This is a genomic window from Pseudomonas sp. 1 R 17, assembly GCF_900067035.1.
Taxonomy (GTDB): domain Bacteria; phylum Pseudomonadota; class Gammaproteobacteria; order Pseudomonadales; family Pseudomonadaceae; genus Aquipseudomonas; species Aquipseudomonas marginalis.
Window position 1 is genome coordinate 207,583 of record NZ_FKLB01000053.1, and the last position, 22,370, is coordinate 229,952.

Genomic DNA, 22,370 nt, shown 5'->3' on the forward strand with positions numbered 1-22,370 from the left:
CGAAAGAGTGGCCTTTTTTGTATCCGATGAAAAAGTTCTTCTGAAACAATGGCATGGCATCTTTCATGAAACCGTACACGGTTTGTAGAGTCCATCTCATTGCACGCTATGCTTACGCCTCTACGACCAATGGCCGCAGTCGCCGCCCCCGGTGATCCGCGTTAATATTTGTAATTATTTTGTCCATAGGGATTGGTAACTTGGCTGGATACCTCCATCCTGTCGCGCACAATCCACGAGGTGATTGATGCGCGCCAACTCGTCTGAACCACAAGACACCGTCACAGCAGAACAACCTATCGCCCCCACCCGCTTGCGCTGGCTGGATCTGTTGAGCAAATACCGGCAACCCATCGGGCTGGCCGTTACCTTGTTGCTGTTCGCTATCGCCCTGATCGCCTGCCGACACCTGTTGCTGGAACTGGACCTCTACGCCCTCCACGATTCGATCCTGGAAGTGCCCAGGCCCGCGTTGCTCGGCGCATTCGCCGCCGCCGTCGCCGGTTTTGTCATTCTGTTGGGCTATGAATTTTCCGGCGCACGTTATGCCGGGGTGAACCTGCCGGCCAAGACCTTGGCCCTTGGCGGCTTTACTGCCTTTGCGATCGGCAATGCCATTGGCCTGTCGATGCTCTCGGGCGGCTCGGTACGCTACCGTTTATATGCACGCCATGGCATCGGGGCTTCGGAAGTCGCCCACATGACCGTGTTCGCCAGCCTGGCACTGGGCTGCGCCCTGCCCCCGCTGGCTGCATTGGCCACGCTGAGCAACTTGCCGGCAGCGTCGACCTACCTGCATTTGCCACAAACGGTGCTCGGCGGCGTTGCCGGCGCAGTGCTGTTGCTGTCGGCCATGTTGTGCATCGGCATCTATCGCCGCCGCCTGCCGGAACAACCCTACCCGGACAACCTGCTGGTAAAAGCCGGGCGTCGGACCCTGCGTCTGCCCGGTCGCCGCCTGACATTCCTGCAACTGATCATCACCGCACTGGACGTTGCCGCTGCCGCCACCGTCCTTTATATGCTGCTGCCGGAAGCACCGCCTTTCGGCCCGTTCCTGCTCGTGTACCTGCTGGCGCTGGCCGCTGGTGTGCTCAGCCATGTGCCAGGGGGCGTGGGCGTATTTGAAGCCATCCTGCTCGCCGCATTCGCCGACAAGCTCGGTGCCGCGCCATTGGCTGCCGCCCTGCTGCTGTACCGCATGATCTACGTGGTCCTGCCGCTGCTGATCGCCTGCGTATTCCTGCTGGTCAACGAAGCGCAGCGCCTGTTCCAGACTCAGCAAAGCCTGCGGGTAGCCTCGGGTTTGGCGGCGCCGGTGCTGGCCGTACTGGTTTTTTTGTCCGGCGTGGTCCTGCTGTTTTCCGGCGCCACGCCAGAAATCGACTCACGCCTGGAAAACATCGGCTTCCTGATCCCCCACCGCCTGATTGACGCCTCGCACTTCGGTGCCAGCCTGATCGGCGTGCTGTGCCTGTTGCTGGCCCAGGGCCTGCGTCGACGCCTGTCGGCTGCGTGGATGCTGACCATGGTGCTGCTGCTGGTGGGCGCCCTGCTCTCGCTGCTCAAGGGGTTCGATTGGGAAGAAGCCAGCCTGATGACCATGACGGCGATACTGCTGGCGATCTTCCGCCGCTCGTTCTATCGCGCCAGCCGCCTGACCGAGCTGCCTTTCTCACCGCTGTATCTGGTGGCCAGCGTCTGTGTGCTGGGGGCTTCTATCTGGCTGCTGCTGTTCGCGTATCAAGATGTACCGTACAGCCATCAACTGTGGTGGCAGTTCACCCTCGATGCCAATGCCCCGCGCGGCCTGCGCTCGCTGCTGGGCGCCGCCGTGCTGCTGGTCATCGTCTCGCTGACCTGGCTGCTGCGCACCGCACGCCCGGTGATCCACCTGCCGACACCCGAGGAGCTGGAACGCGCCAGCAAGATCCTGATGGCATCGTCGCAACCCGACGGCGGCCTGGCGCTGACCGGCGACAAGGCGCTGCTGTTCCACCCGAATGACGAAGCGTTCCTGATGTATGCCCGTCGCGGCCGCAGCCTGGTGGCCTTGTATGACCCGATCGGTCCGACCCAGCCCCGTGCCGAAATGATCTGGCAGTTCCGCGACCTGTGCGACATCCATCATGCGCGCCCGGTGTTCTATCAGGTACGCGCCGAGAACCTGCCCTATTACATGGACATCGGCCTCACCGCGATCAAGCTGGGCGAGGAAGCCCGCGTCGACCTGAAACGCTTTGACCTGGAAGCCAAGGGCAAAGAGATGAAGGACCTGCGCTACACCTGGAACCGTGGCACCCGGGACGGCCTGTCCCTGGAGATCTTTGAACCCGGCACGGCACCGATGGATGAATTAAAAGTCATCTCGGACGCCTGGCTTACCGGTAAGAATGTGCGGGAAAAAGGCTTTTCCCTCGGACGCTTCAGCGACGACTACCTCAAGCACTTTCGTATCGCGATCATTCGCTTCGAAGGCCGCCCGGTGGCCTTCGCCAACCTGCTCGAGACCTACAACCACGACCTGGCCAGTCTCGACCTGATGCGCGCCCACCCGGATGCGCCCAAGTTGACCATGGAATTCATGATGGTCGGCCTGATTCAACACTATAAGAGTCACGGCTACGCCCGCTTCAGCCTCGGCATGGTGCCATTGTCGGGCCTGCAACCGCGACGCGGCGCGCCACTGACCCAGCGCCTGGGCTCGATGGTGTTCCGTCGCGGCGAGCAACTGTATAACTTCCAAGGCTTGCGCCGCTTCAAAGACAAGTTCCAGCCTGACTGGGAACCCCGTTACATGGCCGTGCCCGCGGGACTTGACCCGCTGGTGGCACTGGCCGATACCGCCGCCCTGATCGCGGGCGGCTTGACTGGATTGGTGAAACGCTGATGATTCGACGCTCCTGGCGGTATGTATTGGCCTTTGTAGTGCTGCTCGCCCTGGTCCTGGGTGGCGGCTTTTGGTTCTGGAACCGCCCTGCCCCGCAGCCGACCCTGGAGCAACTGCCCCAGGCCGACGGCTCGGTGATGACCCGCGTGACCCCGGCCGGCACCCCGAAAGCCCGCGTCGCGGTGGCGGTGATGGCTGACGAAACACTGACCGATAGCCAGTTGATTACCCTGAGCCAGGGCGGCAAGGCGCAGATCGTCCAGGTGATCCTGCCAAAGGATGACTGCAAGCTCCAGGAACAAGCGCTGCAAAGCGCCCTGGGCCAGCTCAAGGGCCCCGCGACCCTGGTCAGCGGCATCGGCCCTGGCGCCGCCCTCGCCTGGCGCTGGCTGGCCACTCAGAGCGACGACAAGGCCAACGCCATCTCCGTCGGCTTCGCGTTGGTGCAGGAAGGGTGCAAGGACCCACTGCCGAAAACCGCCGCACACGGTAATTGGCTGGTGGCCTGGAACGACAACCCTGACGATGAAAGCGCCAGTTTCGTACGTGACACCCCGCGCGCCACTACCAGTATCAGCGACTACGACATTCACTATCCGCAAGTGCTGAACAACGAACTGCGCAAGCAACTGGTGGGTTCGGACAACGGCGGCCTGGCGATTCCCGTGGTGGAAGTGCCGGCTGGCCAGGCCAAGGACACCGTGACGTTGTTCCTTTCCGGTGATGGCGGCTGGCGTGACCTCGACCGCGACGTGGCCGGCGAAATGGCCAAGATCGGCTACCCGGTGGTCGGCATCGACACCCTGCGCTACTACTGGCAGCACAAGACCCCGGAACAAAGCGCCAAGGACCTCACCGAGCTGATGCAGCACTACCGGCAGAAGTGGGGCACCAAGCGCTTTGTACTGACCGGTTACTCGTTCGGTGCCGACGTACTGCCGGCGATCTACAACCGCCTGCCGGAAAACGAACAACAGCGTGTGGACGTCATCATCCTGCTGGCCTTCGCCCGCACCGGCAGCTTTGAAATCGAAGTGGAAGGCTGGCTGGGCAACGCCGGCAAAGAAGCCGCGACCGGCCCGGAAATGGCCAAGCTGCCGGCTGACAAGGTGGTGTGCATCTACGGTGCCGAAGAAGTCGACGAGAGTGGCTGCACCGACAAGACCGCCGTGGGCGAGGCGGTGAAACTGCCGGGCGGGCATCACTTCGATGAGAACTATCCGGCACTGGCCAAGCGGTTGGTGGATATCATCGTCAAGCACCAGGCCAAGGACAAAGCCGAGTAATCTCAGGCTGTAGGCGATAAAAAATGTGGGAGGGGGCTTGCCCCCGATGACGGTGGGTCAGCTAGAGGTAAGCTGACTGAAACACCGCTATCGGGGCAAGCCCCCTCCCACAGTTGTTTGTGGTGTCAGTGAGATTTAACGCGGTTCGATATGCGCGATCATCAATTGCACGGTTTCATTGCCACGAAACTCGTTCACATCCAGCTTGTAGGCCAACTCCACCCAACGCACGGTCGGGTTCGGCCAGACTTCCCGGTCGACGCCGAAGGCAATGCCATCGAGCTTCACCGACCCGCATTCGCTCTTGAGCACCACTTTCAGGTGCCGCTCCCCTACTACCCGCTGCTCGACCAGTTGGAACACGCCATGGAACAACGGCTCGGGAAAGTGCTGCCCCCACGGCCCGGCGTGGCGCAATGCGCGCGCCAGTTCCAGGTGAAACTCTTCCACCGCCAGGGTGCCATCGGACAGCAGGCGCCCGGTGAGGTCTTCTTCGCGCAGCTGCCGACGCACTTCGGCGTCAAAGGCCTCGGCAAACAGTGGGAAGTTTTCCTCGGGCAAGGTCAACCCCGCCGCCATGGCGTGGCCGCCATATTTGCTGATCAGGTTGGGGTGCTGGCTCGCGACCACCGCCAGGGCATCGCGGATGTGGAAGCCTTGCACAGAGCGCCCTGAGCCCTTGAGCAGCCCATCGCCTGCATCGGCGAAGGCAATGGTGGGGCGGAAGTACCGTTCCTTCATGCGCGACGCAAGAATGCCGATCACACCTTGGTGCCAGTCCGGATCAAACAGGCACAAGCCGTAGGGCATTGAGTCCACCGGCAAGTCCTTGAGCTGAGCCAGGGCTTCGCGCTGCATGCCCTGCTCGATGGATTTGCGGTCCTGGTTCATGCCGTCCAGTTGTGCGGCCATTTCCCGTGCCGCGGCGAAATCCGTGGTGAGCAGGCATTCGATGCCCAGGCTCATATCGTCCAGGCGCCCGGCGGCGTTCAAGCGTGGCCCGAGGATAAAGCCGAGGTCGGTGGAGGTGATGCGCGCTGCATCCCGCTTGGCCACTTCGAGGATCGCCTTGATCCCCGGCCGTGCGCGACCGGCACGAATACGCTCCAGGCCCTGATGCACGAGGATGCGATTATTGGCGTCCAGGGGAACCACGTCGGCGACGCTGCCCAGGGCGACCAGGTCGAGCAGCTCGCCAATGTTGGGTTGAGGCTTGTTTTCATACCAGCCCAAACTGCGCAAACGCGCGCGCAGGGCCATCAGTACGTAGAAGATCACGCCCACGCCGGCCAGGGCCTTGCTCGGGAACTCACAGCCCGGCTGGTTCGGGTTGACGATGGCATCCGCCGCTGGCAGCTCATCACCAGGCAAGTGGTGATCGGTCACCAATACCTGCAACCCCGCCGCTTTCGCCGCCGCCACGCCTTCGACACTGGAGATGCCATTGTCCACGGTGATCAGCAACTGCGGCTCGCGCTGCAGGGCCACAGCGACGATTTCCGGGGTCAGCCCATAGCCGTATTCGAAGCGGTTGGGCACCAGGTAATCGACATGGGCCGCACCGAGCAAACGCAGGCCCAGGGTACCTACGGTGCTGGCGGTGGCACCATCGGCGTCGAAGTCACCGACGATGAGGATGCGCTGGCGCTGCTCTAATGCCGTCACCAGCAAGTCCACCGCCGCGTCGATGCCCTTGAGCTGCTGATAGGGAATCAACCGCGCCAGGCTCTTGTCCAGCTCGGCCTCGGACTGCACGCCACGAGCGGCGTAGAGACGGGTCAATAGCGGTGGCAATTCACCCAGGAAGGGCAAGACGGCGGGCAACGGGCGGGGATCGATACGCATGGGACGTTGGGGAGTTCTCTGTAGGGGGATATTAGCTGCAAGCTTCAAGCTTGTAGCTTGTAGCTTGTAGCTTGAGGCTTGCAGCTCCAATTCAACCGCGTTCGCCGACCAGCCATTGCAGTTGCACTTCGTGCTGGCCACGGTCGTCGGTGACGAAGATCGTGCCTTCACTGATCATCACGTCCCACTTGATCACGCGGGGCATGTCCTTGGCCAGGACCTCCAGAATCTCCTGGGGCACTGCTGCGATGTGTACATTCTTCAGGTTGTTCGCCACCGGCACCACTTTGCCCTCCCAAACGCGCAAGCTGCCGTATGCCAGCAGGCTGGTGCGCTCGGTGCGGCGCGAGCACCAGGTCAGGCGGTCGGCATCCGGCTGGCCGACTTCGATCCAATGCAAAACCCGATCATCCAGGCTTTTTTCCCACAGAGCTGGCTCGTCTACATCTGACAGGCCACGACCGAACGCCAACTGTTCGTTGTAAAAAAGGGCGTAGGCCAGCAGACGCACGGTCATGCGTTCTTCAGTTTCCGAGGGGTGGCGAGCGATGGTCTGCTTGACGCTCTCGTACACCGAACGGTCGAGGTCGGTGAGGTTGAGTTCGAATTTGTAGGTCGTGGACGGCTGGGCCATGAACGGGCTTCTAGAGACAGGGAAAGGCGGCCAGTCTAACCGATGGCGAGGCCATTCAACGAATCCTGCGCTGCATCATCCTTATCCCTGGCCTGCTCGCCTATGTTAAAAGGCTTCACATCACCGTTCTGCGCAGACAAGGATCCCCATGTCGTTTAATGCCAAACCGCTTGCCGGCCTGAAAGTCATCGAACTCGGCACCCTGATCGCCGGGCCCTTCGCCTCACGCATTTGTGCTGAATTCGGTGCCGAGGTGGTCAAGGTCGAATCCCCGGACGGCGGCGACCCGTTGCGCAAATGGCGCAAGCTGTATGAAGGCACCTCGTTATGGTGGTTTGTGCAGGCGCGCAACAAAAAGTCCCTGACGTTGAACCTCAAGCACCCGGACGGGCTGGCGATTCTCAAGCAACTGCTGGCAGACGCCGACATCCTGATCGAAAACTTCCGTCCCGGCGTACTGGAGAAGCTTGGCCTGAGCTGGGAAACCCTGCATGGGCTGAATCCGAAACTGGTGATGGTGCGCCTCTCGGGTTTTGGCCAGACCGGGCCGATGAAAGACCAGCCCGGGTTTGGCGCAGTGGGCGAGTCCATGGGCGGGCTGCGCTATATCACCGGTTTCGAAGATCGCCCGCCGGTGCGCACCGGAATCTCCATTGGTGACTCCATCGCCGCGCTGTGGGCGGTCATCGGCGCCTTGATGGCGCTGCGTCATCGCGAGGTTAACGGCGGTGTGGGCCAGGTGGTCGATGTGGCGCTGTATGAAGCCATCTTCGCCATGATGGAAAGCATGATCCCCGAGTTCGACGTATTCGGGTTTATTCGCGAACGTACCGGCAACATCATGCCAGGCATCACGCCGTCGTCGATCCACACCAGCGCGGACGGCAAGCACGTACAGATCGGTGCCAACGGCGATGCCATCTTCAAACGCTTCATGAGTGCCATCGGCCGGGAAGACCTGGCGAACGATCCACAACTGGCCAGCAATGACGGGCGCGATAGCCGTCGCGATGAACTCTATGGCGTGATTGATCGCTGGGTGAACTCGCTGCCGCTGGAGCAGGTGGTGGAGCAACTCAACAAGGCTGAAGTGCCCGCCAGCCGTATCTACAGCGCCGAGGACATGCTGGGCGACCCGCAATTCCTCGCGCGCGAGATGTTCCTCAAGGCCCGGCTTCCCGGCGGCAAGGACTTCAAGATGCCGGGCATCGTGCCCAAGCTGTCGGACACACCGGGCAGTTGCGAATGGGTGGGGCCGCAACTGGGTGAACACAACGGCGTGGTGTTGGGCGAACTGGGATACGACGCCGCCGCCATTGTCCGCCTGCGTGAGCAAGGTGCAATCTGATGCCCCACGGCTGCAAACACTGGCTCATTGCGCTGTACCTGGCCGCCATGCTGGCCGGCGGCTGGCCCGTACCGGCGAGCGCAGAGGGCACGTTGATCTGGTTATTGCGCGACTTGCCGCCGCTGACCATCTTCGAAGGGCCAGGCAAAGGCCAGGGTGCCCTGGACCAGTTGCTGCCGATACTGATCGGACACTTGCCGGAATATCGCCACCAGGTAATGCACGTCAATCGCGCGCGCGGCATGCAGATGCTGCGCGAACCCACGCTCACCTGCGATCCATCCTTGCTGTGGACGGCCGAGCGGGCCAGGTACATCGTATTTTCCAGGCAGGCGTTTGTGGTCGCCAGTAATGGCATCACGATCCGACGCAGCCAGCAGGGCGCCCTGGCGGCGTTTATCGTAGACGGCCAATTTGACCTGCAGGCCTTCTTCGACGCCCCTAAGGCAAGGGTAGGCGCGATCGCGGAACGCAGCTACGGCGCCGTTATCGATGAGCGACTGAAACAGGCCGACACACACAAACTGGCACTGCACTACGGCAACGATGCCCTTGGCAGCTTGCTGCAGATGCAGCGCCTGGGCCGGCTGGAGGCAGTGCTGGGCTATTGGCCGGAAATCCGCTACCACGCGATGCAACAGGGGATCGCAGCCGAAGACCTCAGCTTCTACCCCATCAAGGGCACAGCGCCTTACCAGCGCACGCATATCGGCTGCTCGGATACACCTGAGGGGCGCGAAGCCATGGAACGGATCAACCGGGTTCTGCCCAGCCTCCCGCTGGCACAAGTACAACAGTCCTATGCCGCCTGGCTGGACCCTGTCATGCGTGAACATTACCTGCGAGACAACCCGAGCTTTTTCCAGGACTCGCCGGCGCCGTGACAAATCCCAGGCAAAAAGAAACCCCGAAGAGTGGGGAGACACTTCGGGGTTAAACGTGGCCTACAAAGACCAGTACAACAAGGCACAAACACCGGAGCACAATGTTTGCTCTTGCTGTTACGAAATCTGACCGGCCATGACGTGGGAAGTTTCCATCTATAAACAATTCTTCATGCAACGGCAGCGCTGCGGGTCTGGGCGGCGTTGCGCAAGGCCGCGATGACCGAGGGTTCCAGGCGTCCTTCAGCGATCTTGAGATCACGCAGCAGGCAATCCACCACATCCACCAATAGGCGCTTATCGAGCAATTGCGCCCGGTCGACTTCACGCTCGACCATGATCGCACCGGCGGGGTTCTTCACGGTTACCAGGCACTCTTCCTGCACACCTGCGGTGGTCAACGTCACCTGATAAGGGCTCAGTGCCTCTTCGAGCAATAGGCTGATACTTTCCATCTCGATCACCACTCAATAGTTCGCAAACATTCTTGTAAACGGGAGCTGCATCTATCCTAAGTGACTGGTTGTGACGTAGGAAAGTTCGCTTTTTCGTTTATGCGGGGTTGTCGGGGGATGACGTTTCCAGCATGCGCTTGCAACATGACAGGCAAAAAACGGCGGCACATAAATGCTTACGCAATGGGCTGCTGTTTTGGGCTTCCCCTGCCGCGCAGGCCATGGGTGAATCCTATACTCGATGAGCGCTGATCACAGTGCCACGTGGGTAAAGCGTATGCCAAAGGCCCTTATTGCGAAGGAGGAATGCGATGGTGGAAAACGATGAGCGACTGGCGACGATGGAGAAAATGCATGCCGATGTAAGGCGCATTTACGCAGAAATATCACGCATGCAGGCTGAGCAAGACAAGCTCAGATCGGAATCCCTGAAAATAAACTGTGAAACTTTCTGGTACCCCATGGGCGTAGCAATGGCCGTGGTCGCAACGATTGCTTCGATTACTGGAGTAGCGATTAAGTTGCTCTTGTAAACGGCACGCTGTCGGGCCTGCCAGAAACAAAAAACGCCGCTGACCCAAGGAAGGGAAAGCGGCGTTTTTGTCTTGGTGACCTGCCTTACAAAGGCTTGCCACGATTGCCATGCTGGCTGACAAACGCCTGCATCGCCTTCAAGTCATTCGGCAGCACCGTGCAACGCTCTTCACGCTCGAACAGGTCGGTCAGGTGCACCGGCAGTTCCAGCGCCTTGCCGACACCCGCCTTCTCCACCGCTTCCGGGAATTTCACTGGATGGGCGGTGCCGAGGATCACCATCGGGATATCCAGGCTACGACGGCATTCGCGGGCGGCCTTCACCCCAATGGCGGTGTGCGGGTCGAGCAGCTCGCCGGTCTGGGCGTAGACCTCGGCGATGGTTTCACAGGTCTGCGCGTCGTCCACGGCCAGGGAGTCGAACAGCTTGCGGGTTTCGGTCCAGCGCTCTTCATCAACGCTGAAACCGCCGCCGCTCTTGAAGGTGTCCATCAAGCCGGCAATGGCTGCGCCGTTGCGACCGTGCATGTCGAACAGCAGGCGTTCGAAGTTCGACGACACCATGATGTCCATGGACGGCGACAAGGTGGCGTGCAGGGTTTCCTTGACGTATTGGTTGCCGCTCATGAAGCGGTGCAGGATGTCGTTACGGTTGGTGGCGACGATCAACTGGTTGACCGGCAGGCCCATGTTACGGGCCAGGTAGCCGGCGAAGATGTCGCCGAAATTGCCGGTCGGCACCGAGAACGACACCGAGCGCGCCGGGCCACCCAACTGCAGCGAGGCGTGGAAGTAGTAGACGATCTGGGCCATGATCCGCGCCCAGTTGATCGAGTTCACCGCCACCAGGCGTGTGCCTTTGAGGAAGTCCTGGTCGGCGAAGCTGTTCTTGACCATTTCCTGGCAGTCGTCGAAGTTGCCTTCGATGGCGATGTTATGGATGTTCTCGCCGAAGATGGTGGTCATCTGGCGGCGCTGTACTTCCGAGACACGCTTGTGCGGGTGCAGGATGAAGATGTCGACGTTTTCGCAGTGCTTGCAGCCTTCGATGGCGGCCGAACCGGTATCACCCGAGGTGGCGCCGATGATCACCACGCGCTCGCCGCGCTTCTCCAGCACGTAGTCCAGCAGGCGACCCAGCAGTTGCAGGGCGAAGTCTTTGAACGCCAGGGTCGGGCCATGGAACAGCTCGAGCACCCATTCGTTGCCGTTGAGCTGGCGCAGAGGCGCGATGGCGCTGTGGGAAAACACGCCGTAGGTCTCTTCCAGAATCTTTTTGAAATCCGCATCGGGGATGCTGCCGGTGACGAACGGGCGCATCACCCGGAACGCCAGCTCGTGGTACGGCAGGCCGGCCCACGAAGCGATTTCTTCCTGGGTAAAGCGTGGCAGGTTTTCCGGCACGTACAGGCCGCCGTCAGTGGCAAGGCCTGCCAGCAAGACGTCTTCGAAATTCAGGGCCGGTGCCTGGCCGCGGGTGCTGATGTAGCGCATAAAAGCAAACCTTTGGTTTGAGCTTCAAGCTTCAAGCTACAAGCGGCAAGTTAAAGCTGATCGGCTTTTACTTGCAGCTTGCAGCCAATAGCTTGCAGCTGGATTAATTCAAATGTTCGACGCGAATCCGTACTACCGGCCCAACCACACCCTGGAGAGCTTCCAGGGACTGGATGGCATCGTTGATGTGCTGCTCGAGCACCCGGTGGGTCAGCAGGATCATCGGCACCTGGCCGTTCTGCTCCTCGACTTCCTTCTGCATGATCGACTCGATGTTGATACCGCGCTCCGACAGGATGCTGGCCACCTGGGCCAACACGCCCGGATGATCCTTGGCCTGGATGCGCAGGTAGTAGGCGCTTTCGCATGCCTCGATCGGCAGGATCGGGTGGGCCGACAGCGAATCCGGCTGGAAGGCCAGGTGCGGCACGCGGTTTTCCGGGTCGCTGGTCATGGCGCGCACCACGTCCACGAGGTCGGCGATCACCGACGAAGCGGTCGGCTCCATGCCGGCACCGGCGCCGTAGAACAGCGTGGAACCAGCGGCATCACCGTTGACCATCACGGCGTTCATCACCCCATTGACGTTGGCGATCAGGCGGTCAGCCGGGATCAGCGTCGGGTGCACACGCAACTCGATTCCCGCCGGGGTGCTGCGCGCGACACCGAGGTGCTTGATGCGGTAGCCCAGGGCTTCGGCGTAGTTCACGTCGGCAGTGGTCAACTGGGTGATGCCTTCGGTGTAGGCCTTGTCGAACTGCAGCGGGATACCAAAGGCGATGGACGCCAGGATGGTCAGCTTGTGCGCCGCGTCGATGCCTTCCACGTCGAATGTCGGGTCGGCTTCGGCATACCCCAGGGCCTGGGCTTCGGTCAGTACGTCTTCGAAGGTACGGCCCTTCTCGCGCATTTCGGTGAGGATGAAGTTACCGGTGCCGTTGATGATGCCGGCCACCCAGTTGATGCGGTTGGCGGACAGGCCTTCACGGATCGCCTTGATCACCGGGATACCACCGGCCACGGCGGCTTCGAACGCCACGATCACGCCCTTCTCGCGGGCCTTGGCGAAGATCTCGTTGCCGTGTACGGCGATCAGCGCCTTGTTGGCGGTGACCACGTGCTTGCCATTCTCGATGGCCTTGAGCACCAGCTCGCGAGCCACGGTGTAACCGCCCACCAGCTCGATGACGATATCGATTTCAGGGTTGGTGGCCACGGCGAAGACATCGTTGGTAATCGCAATACCGGTCGTTTGGAACTGAGGCTTTGGCGAACGCGTGGCAATTTGCGCCACTTCAATCCCACGCCCTGCACGGCGGGAAATTTCTTCAGCATTACGCTGAAGTACGTTGAAGGTGCCGCCACCGACGGTCCCTAACCCACAGATGCCTACTTTGACCGGTTTCACTGAAGAACTCCCCATGAAACGGCCGACGCTAGGTCGGCCGTGAAAAACAGCCACACAACTGCGGCTTTCAATTAATGGCCCGTCGACTTATCCACGAGCCATGATCGCCAAAGGTTCGACGATGCTGGTTTATTTGGCACCCAGCGCCAGTTTGGCAACTTGTGGTGCCGGCTGGTAGCCCGGAATCACCTGGCCGTCAGCCAAAACGATGGCCGGTGTACCGTTGACGCCGATGGACTGGCCCAGGGCAAATTGCTTCGACACCGGGTTGGCGCACTTGGCGGCCTTGATTTCCTTGCCATCGACCATCTTGTCCATGGCCGCTTTCTTGTCGGCCGAGCACCATACGGCCTGCAACTGCTCGTCGCCTGGCGAACCCAGGCCCTGGCGCGGGAACGCTACGTAGCGGACTTCCACACCCAGCTTGTTCAGCGCAGGCACTTCGGCATGCAACTTGTGGCAGTACGGGCAGGTGGTGTCGGTGAACACGGTGATATGGGTCTTGGTCTCGCCGATAGCCGGGTAAACCACGGTTTCAGCCACCGGGATGCCGTTGATCAGCTTGGACACGCCCAGGCGCTCGGCTTTCTCGGTCAGGTTGACCGGCTTGCCGTCCTTGAGCTGGAACAGGTAGCCCTGGACGATGTACTGACCGTCTGCACTGGCGTACAGCACGCGGCTGCCCTTGAGCTTGACTTCATACAGGCCGGCCATGGGGCTGGCACTGATGCTTTCGATCGGGGTGTCGAGTTGCAGGTTGGCCAGGCTCTTGCGGATGGTCTGCTCGGCAGCGTCATCGGCGACGGCAAAGGTGGAAACCAACGCAATGGCTGCGGCGGCAATAATCTGGGTCAAGCGCATGGAAACTCCTGAAGGCAGATGCAGGGACGGGTGCAGGCGCGCCAATACGGAAACACGGGTGCGGGCGGTCCCCTTTGCTAACCGGCAAAGCCTACCACAGTTGGGCCGCAGGGCAGCCCGTGGAGGAATAAATTGGCGCTTTTCAGCCTCGCGGGTGGTGCTTGGCATGCATATCCTGCAAGCGCGCACGCGCCACATGGGTGTAGATCTGGGTGGTGGATAAGTCGCTGTGCCCGAGCAGCATTTGCACCACGCGCAAATCCGCACCGTGGTTGAGCAAATGGGTGGCGAATGCATGGCGCAAAGTGTGGGGCGACAGGCTCTTGCCGATCCCCGCGACCTTGGCCTGGTGTTTGATGCGATGCCAGAACGTCTGGCGGGTCATCTGTTCGCCGCGTTGGCTGGGAAACAGCACATCGCTGGGCCGCCCGCCAAGCAGCTCGCTACGGGCATCGCGCATGTAGCGCTCGACCCACACAATCGCTTCCTCCCCCATCGGCACCAGCCGCTCCTTGCTGCCCTTGCCCATTACCCGCAGCACCCCCTGGCGCAGATTGACTTGCTCCAGAGTCAGGCTGATCAGCTCCGTGACCCGCAGGCCACAGGCATACAACACTTCCAGCATGGCGCGGTCACGCTGGCCGATGGCTTCGCTGAGGTCGGGCGCAGCGAGCAAGGCATCGACGTCGGCTTCCGACAGGGATTTGGGCAAGGGCCTGCCCAGTTGCGGCATATCGATTTGCAGGGTCGGATCGAGGGTAATCAGTTTCTCCCTGAGCAAATAGCGATAAAAGCCACGCACACCGGAGAGAAATCGTGCAGTGGAACGGGGTTTGTAGTTCTGCTCCAGACGCCAGGCCAGGTGATCGAGGATCAGCTCGCGGCCGGCATTGATCAGTTCCAGGTGTTTCTCCTGCAGCCAGCCGTTGAACAGCGCCAGGTCGCTGCGGTAGGCCTGGCGGGTGTTATCTGACAGGCCTTTTTCCAGCCATAGGGCATCGAGGAAACGGTCGATCAGGGGGTGGTCGATGGCGGGCATAGGGACTCGAACAGAAAAATGGCGGAATCAGGTAGATCCTATCCCGGACCTCAAATCGCGGGCACAAAAAAGCAGCCCGTAGGCTGCTTTTTTCTGCATCGGGAAGCTGGACTTAAGCCAGTTTTTCCTTGATGCGAGCTGCTTTACCGGACAGGTCACGCAGGTAGTACAGCTTGGCTTTACGTACGTCACCGCGACGCTTGACGGCCATGCTGTCGATTTGCGGGCTGTAGGTCTGGAAAGTACGCTCTACGCCAACACCGTTGGAGATTTTACGAACAGTGAAAGCACTGTTCACACCACGGTTACGCTTGGCGATTACCACGCCTTCGAACGCTTGCAGACGCGAACGGTCGCCTTCCTTCACTTTCACCTGGACGACAATGGTGTCGCCCGGGGCAAAGGTAGGGATCTCTTTGGTCATCTGCTCTGCTTCGAGTGCAAGGATGATTTTGTTAGTCATGCTGTGCTCCTAAGGTAAGTCAATGGACCTACCATCGATACGTTGTTAACTATCGTCCCGCGCGAGGATGTATTCCTCGAGCAGCTTCTTCTCTTCTCCAGAAAGCGAGCGGCTTTCCAGAAGATCGGCGCGTCGTTCATAGGTCCGACCAAGGGACTGCTGTAAACGCCAACGCCGGATGTGTGCGTGATTGCCACTTAGCAATACGTCGGGAACACGCTGATCCGCATACACCTCCGGTCGGGTGTAGTGCGGGCAATCCAGCAAACCGTCCGTGAAGGAGTCTTCCTCCGCGGAGTCCGCATGCCCTAAAGCTCCAGGCAGCAGTCGTGTAACCGCATCTATCAGGACCATCGCCGGCAGCTCGCCGCCAGACAGGACATAGTCCCCAATCGACCACTCTTCATCGACATGAGCATCAATAAAACGCTCGTCAATGCCTTCATAGCGACCGGCAATCAGGATCAGTGCTTCCTCATTCGCCAGTTCGCGGACCCCAGCCTGTTTCAGCTGGCGGCCTTGAGGGGACAGGTAAATAACCTTCGCCTTCTCCCCGGCGGCTGCCTTGGCCTGAGCCAACGCGTCTTCCAGGGGCTTGATCTTCATCACCATGCCCGGGCCACCGCCAAATGGGCGATCGTCCACAGTGTGATGTCGATCCGTCGTGTAGTCTCGCGGGTTCCAACAGGTGAGCTGCAACAGCCCCTGTTTCACCGCCCGACTGGTGATGCCGTACTCGCTGATGGCGGAGAACATCTCGGGAAACAAACTGATCACTTCAATGCGCAAATTAGCCACGCTTAGAAGTCCGCGTCCCATTCCACCTTCATCTCGCCCGCCGCCAGGTCGACAGCCAACACGCATTGCTCGGTATAGGGCAACAGGCGTTCGCGATCATCCAGGCTGCCAGCGCAAGGCTTGACCACCATTACATCATTGGCGCCGGTTTCCAGAAGATGATCGATTTTCCCGAACAATTGCCCGAGTTGATCAATAACCTTCAGACCTTCCAACTGGTACCAGTAGTACTCGCCGTCGGTCAATTCAGGGAACAGGTTGCGCGGCACGCAGATCTCATAACCGGCCAGAAGACGAGCTTCTTCACGATCATCAAGACCCTTGAGCTTTGCGACCAGGAACTTATCGCTCCCGCGTCCACTGACCAGCTCGACCTGTTTCACACTACCTTCGCGCTTGAGCGTCCAGGTCTTGTACTGCAACAGGTTTTCAGTCGGATCAGTAAAGGAATACACCTTCACTTCGCCGCGAACGCCATGAACAGAATAAATCTTGCCGATAACGATCAAATCATCAGCAACAGTTGGCGTCGCGTTCATATTGCTCAGGCTGCGGCCTTAGCCGAGTCCTTCAACAACTTGGCAACACGCTCAGACGGTTGTGCACCAACGCTCAGCCAGTAGGCTACGCGCTCTTGGTTCACGGACAGGCGGACTTCTTGACCACGAGCGATCGGGTTGAAGAAACCTACTTGTTCCTTGTGAGAGCCGTCACGTGGGTTGCGGCTGTCAGTTACGGTCAAGTGGTAAAACGGGCGCTTTTTGGAGCCGCCAAGGGCAAGACGGATTGTTAGCATGTGAACATCGTTCCTGTAGTCGGTGCTGCAAATCTAAATGCACAGCGGGCATAGGTGCCCGAAAGGCCGCATATTCTAAGGAATATCCGGACTTTTGCAAATGTCTTTTTCTGGCGCCTATCAGCGGGCCATTCAGATCTGCTAGAGAGCCGTCGGTTAAAACGGCAGGTCAGCCCCCGCCAACGGCGGGTTTGCTGGAGATCCCACATCCCTGTGGGTCGGAGCAGGAGTGAACTCCCGCTCGAATACTTTACATTTTCGGCATGCCGCCGCCGGGCAACATACCGCCCATGCCGCGCATCATCTTGGCCATTCCGCCCTTGGCGGAGAATTTCTTCATCATCTTCTGCATCTGCTTGTGCTGCTTGATCAAGCGCCCGATGTCCTGCACCTGGGTGCCGGAACCCATGGCGATCCGACGCTTGCGCGAACCGCTGATCAGCTCAGGGTCGCGGCGCTCGGCCGGGGTCATGGAGTTGATGATGGCTTCCATCTGCTTGAACTGCTTCTCTGCCGCGCCCTGGGCATTGCCCATTTGCGCCAGGTTCACACCGCCGATGTTCGGCAGCTTGTCCATCAGGCCGCCAAGGCCGCCCATGCTCTTCATTTGTTGCAGTTGGTCGCGGAAGTCTTCGAGGTCGAAGCCCTTGCCCTTCTTCAACTTTTTAGCAAGCTTATCGGCTTTGTCCTTGTCGAGCGTCGCTTCGGCCTGTTCGATCAGGCTGAGCACGTCACCCATGCCGAGGATACGCGAGGCGATACGCTCAGGGTGGAACGGTTCGAGCGCTTCGCTCTTCTCGCCCATACCGATGAACTTGATCGGCTTGCCGGTGATGGCACGCACCGACAGCGCGGCACCGCCACGGGCGTCGCCGTCCACCTTGGTGAGGATCACGCCGGTCAGCGGCAGCGCGTCGCCGAAGGCCTTGGCGGTATTGGCCGCATCCTGGCCGGTCATGGCGTCGACCACGAAAAGCGTCTCGACCGGGTTGATCGCGGCATGCAGCGCCTTGATCTCGCCCATCATCTCTTCATCGATGTGCAGGCGACCGGCGGTATCGACGATGACCACGTCGATGAACTTGAGCCTTGCTTCTTTAATAGCGGCGTTGGCGATGTCGACCGGCTTCTGGCTCAGGTCGGACGGGAAGAAGGTCACGCCCACTTCGCCCGCGAGCATTTCCAGCTGCTTGATGGCCGCCGGACGGTACACGTCGGCCGATACCACCATCACGGACTTCTTCTTGCGCTCTTTAAGGAAGCGCGCCAGCTTGCCGGCGGTGGTGGTCTTGCCCGCACCTTGCAGACCGGCCATCAGCACGACGGCCGGTGGCACGGCACTGAGGTTCAAATCTTCGTTGGCCGCGCCCATCAGGCTTTCGAGCTCGGCCTGGACGATCTTCACAAAGGCCTGGCCCGGCGTCAGGCTGCGGGACACTTCAGTGCCCACTGCGCGCTCTTTGACCGAGTTGACGAAGTCCTTCACCACTGGCAAGGCCACGTCGGCTTCCAGCAACGCCATGCGCACTTCGCGCAGGGTGTCTTTAATATTGTCCTCGGTCAGCTTGGCCTTGCCGGTTACATGGCGCAGCGTCTGCGAGAGACGGTCAGTCAAGTTTTCAAACATGCGCGATCCTTTCAGGCCCTAATCATCGAAATGCATTGGTAGACCGAGGTAATGGCAGCCCAGGCTGTGGTAAATCGCTATTAAACACAGCGCTCGACGAGCCTGCGGCGTGGGCAGATCGCGGATTATAGCGAAGACTGCGTCCATGCACACCCGCTGTCTGGTCCGGGAGTCTTTCGTGGAACGCAGGTGTATGCCAAACTCAGCGCCTTTCGGGCTTGTCTATCAGGATTTATGGTCCCCTTGTCACCCAGTTTGCTACCCAGCCTCGCCGCCGCACTCCTTTATGCCGCTGCGACCCTCTATCAGGGCACTCGTCTTGCCCAAGGCACCAAGGCGGACAAACGCCTGCTGGTCGGCCTGGGCGTCCTCGCCCTGCTGGCCCACGCCGCGAGCCTGTTCACCCACCTGATGACCCCGGTTGGCCTGGGCCTGGACTTTTTCAGCGCCGCCAGCCTGATCGCTGCAGCAGTCATCGCGCTGACATTGCTGGCCTGCTACCGGATCCCCGTCGAGAACCTGCTGGTCCTGCTCTTTCCCCTGGGCGTGCTGACGGTGCTGCTGGCGCAGTTCGCCCCCACCGGCACCGTACAGGTGATTGACGAAGAGCCCGGCATCCTCGCGCATATCCTGCTGTCGATCCTGGCCTATGGCATGTTCACCATCGCGGTGTTCCAGGCCCTGCTCCTGCTGTTGCAGGACCACCAACTCAAGCACAAGCACCCTTCCGGCCTGATCAAGAACTTCCCACCGCTGCAAACCATGGAAAGCCTGCTGTTCGGTTTCCTGTGGGCCGGCTGGACCCTGCTTTCGCTGTCGCTGATCTCCGGCTGGCTGTTCGTCGAAAACCTGTTTGCCCAGCACCTGGTGCACAAGACCCTGCTGGCCTGCCTGGCCTGGATCGTGTTCAGCGTGCTGCTGTGGGGCCGCAACCGCCTCGGCTGGCGCGGGCATAAAGCGATCCGCTGGACCCTGGCCGGTTTCTGCCTGCTGATGCTGGCCTATTTCGGCAGCAAGCTGGTTCGCGAATACATCCTGCATATCTGACGGGCAGCAATCATGGACAACTTGCCCCTGGGGCCGATGCTCGCGGTAATCGCCTTGCTGGTGTTATGGGCCGGGCTGTTTACCGCCATCGAAGCCGCACAACAGCACCTGCTGGCCCTGCGCCCCGGCACTCGCCAGGGAGACAAAGCGGCCGCCCGCCTGAATTTCCCGCGTCACAGCCTGATCCTGTGCAACAGCCTGTGTCGCGCCGCCGTGGTGATTCTCTGCACCCTGCTGGCGATTTATGCCTGGGCACAGAACGGCCCTTGGCTCGGCTGGCTGATGTCCTGTGCACTCCTGCTGGTGCTGGCCGACTACCTGCCGCGCGCCCTGGCCACCCGTTATCCGCAAGCGATCCTGGGCTTTGGCAATACGCTGCTGGGCGTACCGCTGAAAATTCTCTATCCCCTGGCCTGGCTGCTCAACGGCATCAGCCTGCTGTTATTGCGCCCGTTTGCGCGCAAATCCGGGGTGGTTAAAAAGAGCGATGAACCGCTACCCGACCACGATGACAAACCCGAGCCTGATGCCGACGCCGACCGATCCCCCGGCATGCCTGGCATCCACGCGCTGGACAACATCACGGTCAATGACATCCTGGTGCCACGCAGTGAAGTGGACGGCATCAACCTCGACGACTCGATTGAAGACATCATCGAACAACTGCGCACCTCCCCGCGCACCCGCCTGCCGGTGTTCCACAGTGATATCAACCAGGTCCAGGCCGTGCTCAATACCCGCCAGGTCCAGCACCTGCTGCCCGATGCCAGCCTGACCAAGGACGCATTGCTCGCCGCCTGCCACGAACCCTACTTCGTCCCGGAAAGCACCCCACTGCAACTGCAACTGCTGAACTTCCACAAACAGCAGCGGCGCCTGGGCATGGTCGTGGATGAGTACGGCGAAGTGCTGGGCATCGTCACCCTGGAAGACATCCTCGAAGAAATCGTCGGTGAATTCGAAAGTGAGCAAAGCACCGACAACCCGCACATCGAAGCCCAGACCGACGGCCGCTACATCATTGATGGCGCCGCCTCGATCCGCGAACTGAACAAGAGCCTGGGCTGGCACCTGCCCAGCGACGGCCCAAAGACCCTCAACGGCCTGGTGACCGAAGCGCTGGAAACCATTCCGGATTGCGCGGTGTGCCTTAAGATCGGGCGCTATCGCCTGGAAATCCTCGAGACCGAAGACAACCGCGTAGCGAAAGTGCTGATCTGGCACACCAGCCGAGTGCCTGTCGCCGCATAGCTCTCCTGACAAACCAAAATCCAATGTGGGAGGGGGCTTGCTCCCGATAGCGGTGTGCCATTCACTGCATTCGGGGACTGACCCACTGCCATCGGGAGCAAGCCCCCTCCCACATTTGGATTTGCAGCGTGTCAGCCCCTTGTTGGATCCACACACCCCTTCCTATAATCCCTGCGGCTTACCCAAGCCCCGCCCGACCGCGTGCTACCCGCACTCCGCGCGTCCAGGCTCCGCTGCATCGTGTCTGACCGGTGTTCGCTCCCATCCCGAGCCGCCCCGCGCACTACCCTGATCCAAGGGGGTTCGACCCAATAATAATCCGCGTCCAAACGCGCAACGACTGTCAGGGATAACTCAATGAGCACCACCTATAACGAGGCTGCGACCGCCGCCCCGACCAACTCGACTGCACGAGTCGCCACCGCGAGCATCGTCGGCACCGCCATCGAGTTCTACGACTTCTATATTTACGCCACCGCCGCAGCCCTGGTGATCGGCCCGGTGTTCTTCCCGCAGACCTCCGGCACTGCGCAGATGCTGGCGTCATTCCTGACCTTTGGCATCGCCTTTATCGCGCGTCCGCTGGGCTCGGCATTGTTTGGCCACTTTGGCGACCGTATCGGCCGAAAATCCACGCTGGTGGCCTCGTTGCTGCTAATGGGCGTGTGCACCACGCTGATCGGTTTGCTGCCCGGCTATGACAGCATCGGGGCCTGGGCGCCGATCCTGTTGTGCGTGCTGCGTTTCGGCCAGGGCCTTGGGTTGGGCGGGGAATGGGGCGGCGCCGCCTTGCTGGCCACCGAGAACGCGCCCAAAGGCAAACGCGCCTGGTTCGGCATGTTTCCGCAACTGGGCCCCTCCCTCGGGTTCCTGGCCGCCAACGGCCTGTTCCTGATCCTGGCCATGAGCCTCAACGACGAGCAGTTCCGCAGTTGGGGCTGGCGTATTCCGTTCATCCTCAGCGCGGCGCTGGTGATGGTCGGCCTGTATGCACGCTTGAAACTGCACGAAACTCCGGTGTTCGCCAACGCCGTGGCCAAGGAAAAGCCGGTGAAAGTGCCGCTGGTGGAGTTATTCAGCCAGCATTGGCTGCCGGTGCTGCTGGGCGCCGCGTCGATGGTGGTGTGCTACGCGCTGTTTTACATCACCACTGCGTTTTCCCTGAGCTACGGCGTGTCGACCTTGGGCTACAGCCGCGAGACATTCCTTGGGCTGCTGTGCTTTGCCGTATTGTTCATGGGCCTTGCCACGCCTTTGGCCGCCTTGGCCAGTGATCGCTACGGACGCAGGCCGGTGCTGATCGTCGGCGCAATCCTGGCGATCCTGTCCGGCTTCACCATGGAGCCCCTGCTGACCCACGGTTCGACCTGGGCCGTGGCATTGTTCCTGGCGCTGGAGCTGTTCCTGATGGGCGTAACCTTCGCGCCGATGGGCGCCATGCTGCCGGAACTGTTCCCGACCCGCGTGCGTTATACCGGTGCTTCGGCAGCGTATAACCTGGGTGGGATTGTGGGCGCTTCGGCTGCACCGTTCTTCGCGACCAAGCTGGTGGCGATGGGTGGGCTGAGTTATGTCGGTGGGTATGTGTCGGCGGCAGCGTTGCTCAGCTTGATTGCTGTGCTGTGCCTGAAAGAGACGCGGGATAACGATTTGAACAAGGTCGTCTGATAAACAGCTATCGGGAGCAAGCCCCCTCCCACATTTTGACCG

The 22,370-nt window shown here is 60.6% G+C and carries 20 protein-coding genes; 8 read left to right on the plus strand and 12 right to left on the minus strand.

Annotated features, from left to right (window positions below):
• Window positions 1-247 precede the first annotated feature (247 nt).
• Complete coding sequence (gene mprF, locus BFP99_RS19100) at window positions 248-2,890, plus strand: bifunctional lysylphosphatidylglycerol flippase/synthetase MprF (RefSeq protein WP_065947904.1); 2,643 nt, start codon at window positions 248-250, stop codon at window positions 2,888-2,890.
• Window positions 2,890-4,176 carry a virulence factor family protein gene (locus BFP99_RS19105; RefSeq protein ID WP_065947905.1) on the plus strand — a complete coding sequence of 429 codons (1,287 nt, stop codon included), beginning with the start codon at window positions 2,890-2,892 and terminating at the stop codon, window positions 4,174-4,176. The genes mprF and BFP99_RS19105 overlap by 1 nt, the downstream gene beginning before the upstream one ends.
• A gap of 135 nt (window positions 4,177-4,311) precedes the next feature.
• Here BFP99_RS19105 and recJ read toward each other — a convergent pair whose 3' ends face one another.
• Entirely contained in the window at window positions 4,312-6,021 is a 1,710-nt protein-coding gene (recJ, locus tag BFP99_RS19110) for a single-stranded-DNA-specific exonuclease RecJ (RefSeq protein WP_065924825.1), read from the minus strand.
• A 91-nt stretch (window positions 6,022-6,112) separates the two neighbouring features.
• Window positions 6,113-6,655, minus strand: coding sequence for a YaeQ family protein (locus tag BFP99_RS19115; RefSeq protein ID WP_032890801.1), 543 nt, complete (start codon window positions 6,653-6,655; stop codon window positions 6,113-6,115).
• 148 nt (window positions 6,656-6,803) lie between these two features.
• Between BFP99_RS19115 and BFP99_RS19120 the strand changes: the two genes are divergently transcribed.
• Together BFP99_RS19120 and BFP99_RS19125 are read left to right on the plus strand one after the other, a co-directional pair.
• Window positions 6,804-8,003: a CaiB/BaiF CoA transferase family protein gene (locus BFP99_RS19120; RefSeq protein ID WP_027605466.1), complete on the plus strand. Its 1,200-nt coding sequence runs from the start codon at window positions 6,804-6,806 to the stop codon at window positions 8,001-8,003.
• Complete coding sequence (locus BFP99_RS19125) at window positions 8,003-8,887, plus strand: TIGR02285 family protein (RefSeq protein WP_065947906.1); 885 nt, start codon at window positions 8,003-8,005, stop codon at window positions 8,885-8,887. Before BFP99_RS19120 ends, BFP99_RS19125 begins: the two co-directional genes overlap by 1 nt.
• A gap of 170 nt (window positions 8,888-9,057) precedes the next feature.
• Here the strand turns inward: BFP99_RS19125 and BFP99_RS19130 are convergent, their stop codons facing one another.
• On the minus strand, window positions 9,058-9,342 hold the full coding sequence (locus BFP99_RS19130; RefSeq protein WP_065924827.1) for a DUF3509 domain-containing protein: 285 nt from the start codon (window positions 9,340-9,342) through the stop codon (window positions 9,058-9,060).
• Between the two features lie 311 nt (window positions 9,343-9,653).
• Here BFP99_RS19130 and BFP99_RS19135 point away from each other — a divergent pair, with 311 nt between their 5' ends.
• On the plus strand, window positions 9,654-9,875 hold the full coding sequence (locus BFP99_RS19135) for a hypothetical protein (protein WP_027605463.1): 222 nt from the start codon (window positions 9,654-9,656) through the stop codon (window positions 9,873-9,875).
• 85 nt (window positions 9,876-9,960) lie between these two features.
• On the opposite strand, the gene thrC is transcribed toward BFP99_RS19135, so the two are convergent.
• The 9 genes from thrC to ffh all read right to left on the minus strand — a co-directional run bounded on the left by thrC (window position 9,961) and on the right by ffh (window position 18,362).
• Window positions 9,961-11,370, minus strand: coding sequence for a threonine synthase (gene thrC, locus BFP99_RS19140; protein WP_065947907.1), 1,410 nt, complete (start codon window positions 11,368-11,370; stop codon window positions 9,961-9,963).
• A 103-nt stretch (window positions 11,371-11,473) separates the two neighbouring features.
• A complete protein-coding gene (locus tag BFP99_RS19145; protein ID WP_065924829.1) occupies window positions 11,474-12,778 on the minus strand; it encodes a homoserine dehydrogenase in 1,305 nt (434 codons plus the stop codon).
• 129 nt (window positions 12,779-12,907) lie between these two features.
• Window positions 12,908-13,639 carry a thioredoxin fold domain-containing protein gene (locus tag BFP99_RS19150; RefSeq protein WP_027605460.1) on the minus strand — a complete coding sequence of 244 codons (732 nt, stop codon included), beginning with the start codon at window positions 13,637-13,639 and terminating at the stop codon, window positions 12,908-12,910.
• 142 nt (window positions 13,640-13,781) lie between these two features.
• Complete coding sequence (gene xerD / locus BFP99_RS19155; protein WP_065924830.1) at window positions 13,782-14,678, minus strand: site-specific tyrosine recombinase XerD; 897 nt, start codon at window positions 14,676-14,678, stop codon at window positions 13,782-13,784.
• Window positions 14,679-14,790: 112 nt separating this feature from the next.
• Entirely contained in the window at window positions 14,791-15,141 is a 351-nt protein-coding gene (gene rplS, locus BFP99_RS19160) for a 50S ribosomal protein L19 (protein WP_003175895.1), read from the minus strand.
• Between the two features lie 45 nt (window positions 15,142-15,186).
• Window positions 15,187-15,960 carry a tRNA (guanosine(37)-N1)-methyltransferase TrmD gene (gene trmD, locus BFP99_RS19165; RefSeq protein ID WP_172681501.1) on the minus strand — a complete coding sequence of 258 codons (774 nt, stop codon included), beginning with the start codon at window positions 15,958-15,960 and terminating at the stop codon, window positions 15,187-15,189.
• A complete protein-coding gene (gene rimM / locus BFP99_RS19170; RefSeq protein WP_027605457.1) occupies window positions 15,942-16,478 on the minus strand; it encodes a ribosome maturation factor RimM in 537 nt (178 codons plus the stop codon). Before rimM ends, trmD begins: the two co-directional genes overlap by 19 nt.
• A gap of 5 nt (window positions 16,479-16,483) precedes the next feature.
• Window positions 16,484-16,735, minus strand: a complete 252-nt coding sequence (rpsP, locus tag BFP99_RS19175) for a 30S ribosomal protein S16 (protein WP_003238923.1) — start codon at window positions 16,733-16,735, stop codon at window positions 16,484-16,486.
• Between the two features lie 250 nt (window positions 16,736-16,985).
• Window positions 16,986-18,362: a signal recognition particle protein gene (gene ffh, locus BFP99_RS19180; protein WP_065924831.1), complete on the minus strand. Its 1,377-nt coding sequence runs from the start codon at window positions 18,360-18,362 to the stop codon at window positions 16,986-16,988.
• 234 nt (window positions 18,363-18,596) lie between these two features.
• On the opposite strand from ffh, the gene BFP99_RS19185 reads away from it, so the two are divergent.
• From BFP99_RS19185 to BFP99_RS19195, 3 genes are all read left to right on the plus strand, one after another.
• Window positions 18,597-19,409 carry a cytochrome C assembly family protein gene (locus tag BFP99_RS19185; protein ID WP_065924832.1) on the plus strand — a complete coding sequence of 271 codons (813 nt, stop codon included), beginning with the start codon at window positions 18,597-18,599 and terminating at the stop codon, window positions 19,407-19,409.
• Between the two features lie 12 nt (window positions 19,410-19,421).
• On the plus strand, window positions 19,422-20,660 hold the full coding sequence (locus tag BFP99_RS19190) for a transporter associated domain-containing protein (protein ID WP_065947908.1): 1,239 nt from the start codon (window positions 19,422-19,424) through the stop codon (window positions 20,658-20,660).
• A gap of 357 nt (window positions 20,661-21,017) precedes the next feature.
• Window positions 21,018-22,328 (plus strand): MFS transporter, encoded by a 1,311-nt coding sequence (locus tag BFP99_RS19195; protein ID WP_065947909.1) that lies wholly within the window; start codon window positions 21,018-21,020, stop codon window positions 22,326-22,328.
• Window positions 22,329-22,370: the final 42 nt, after the last annotated feature.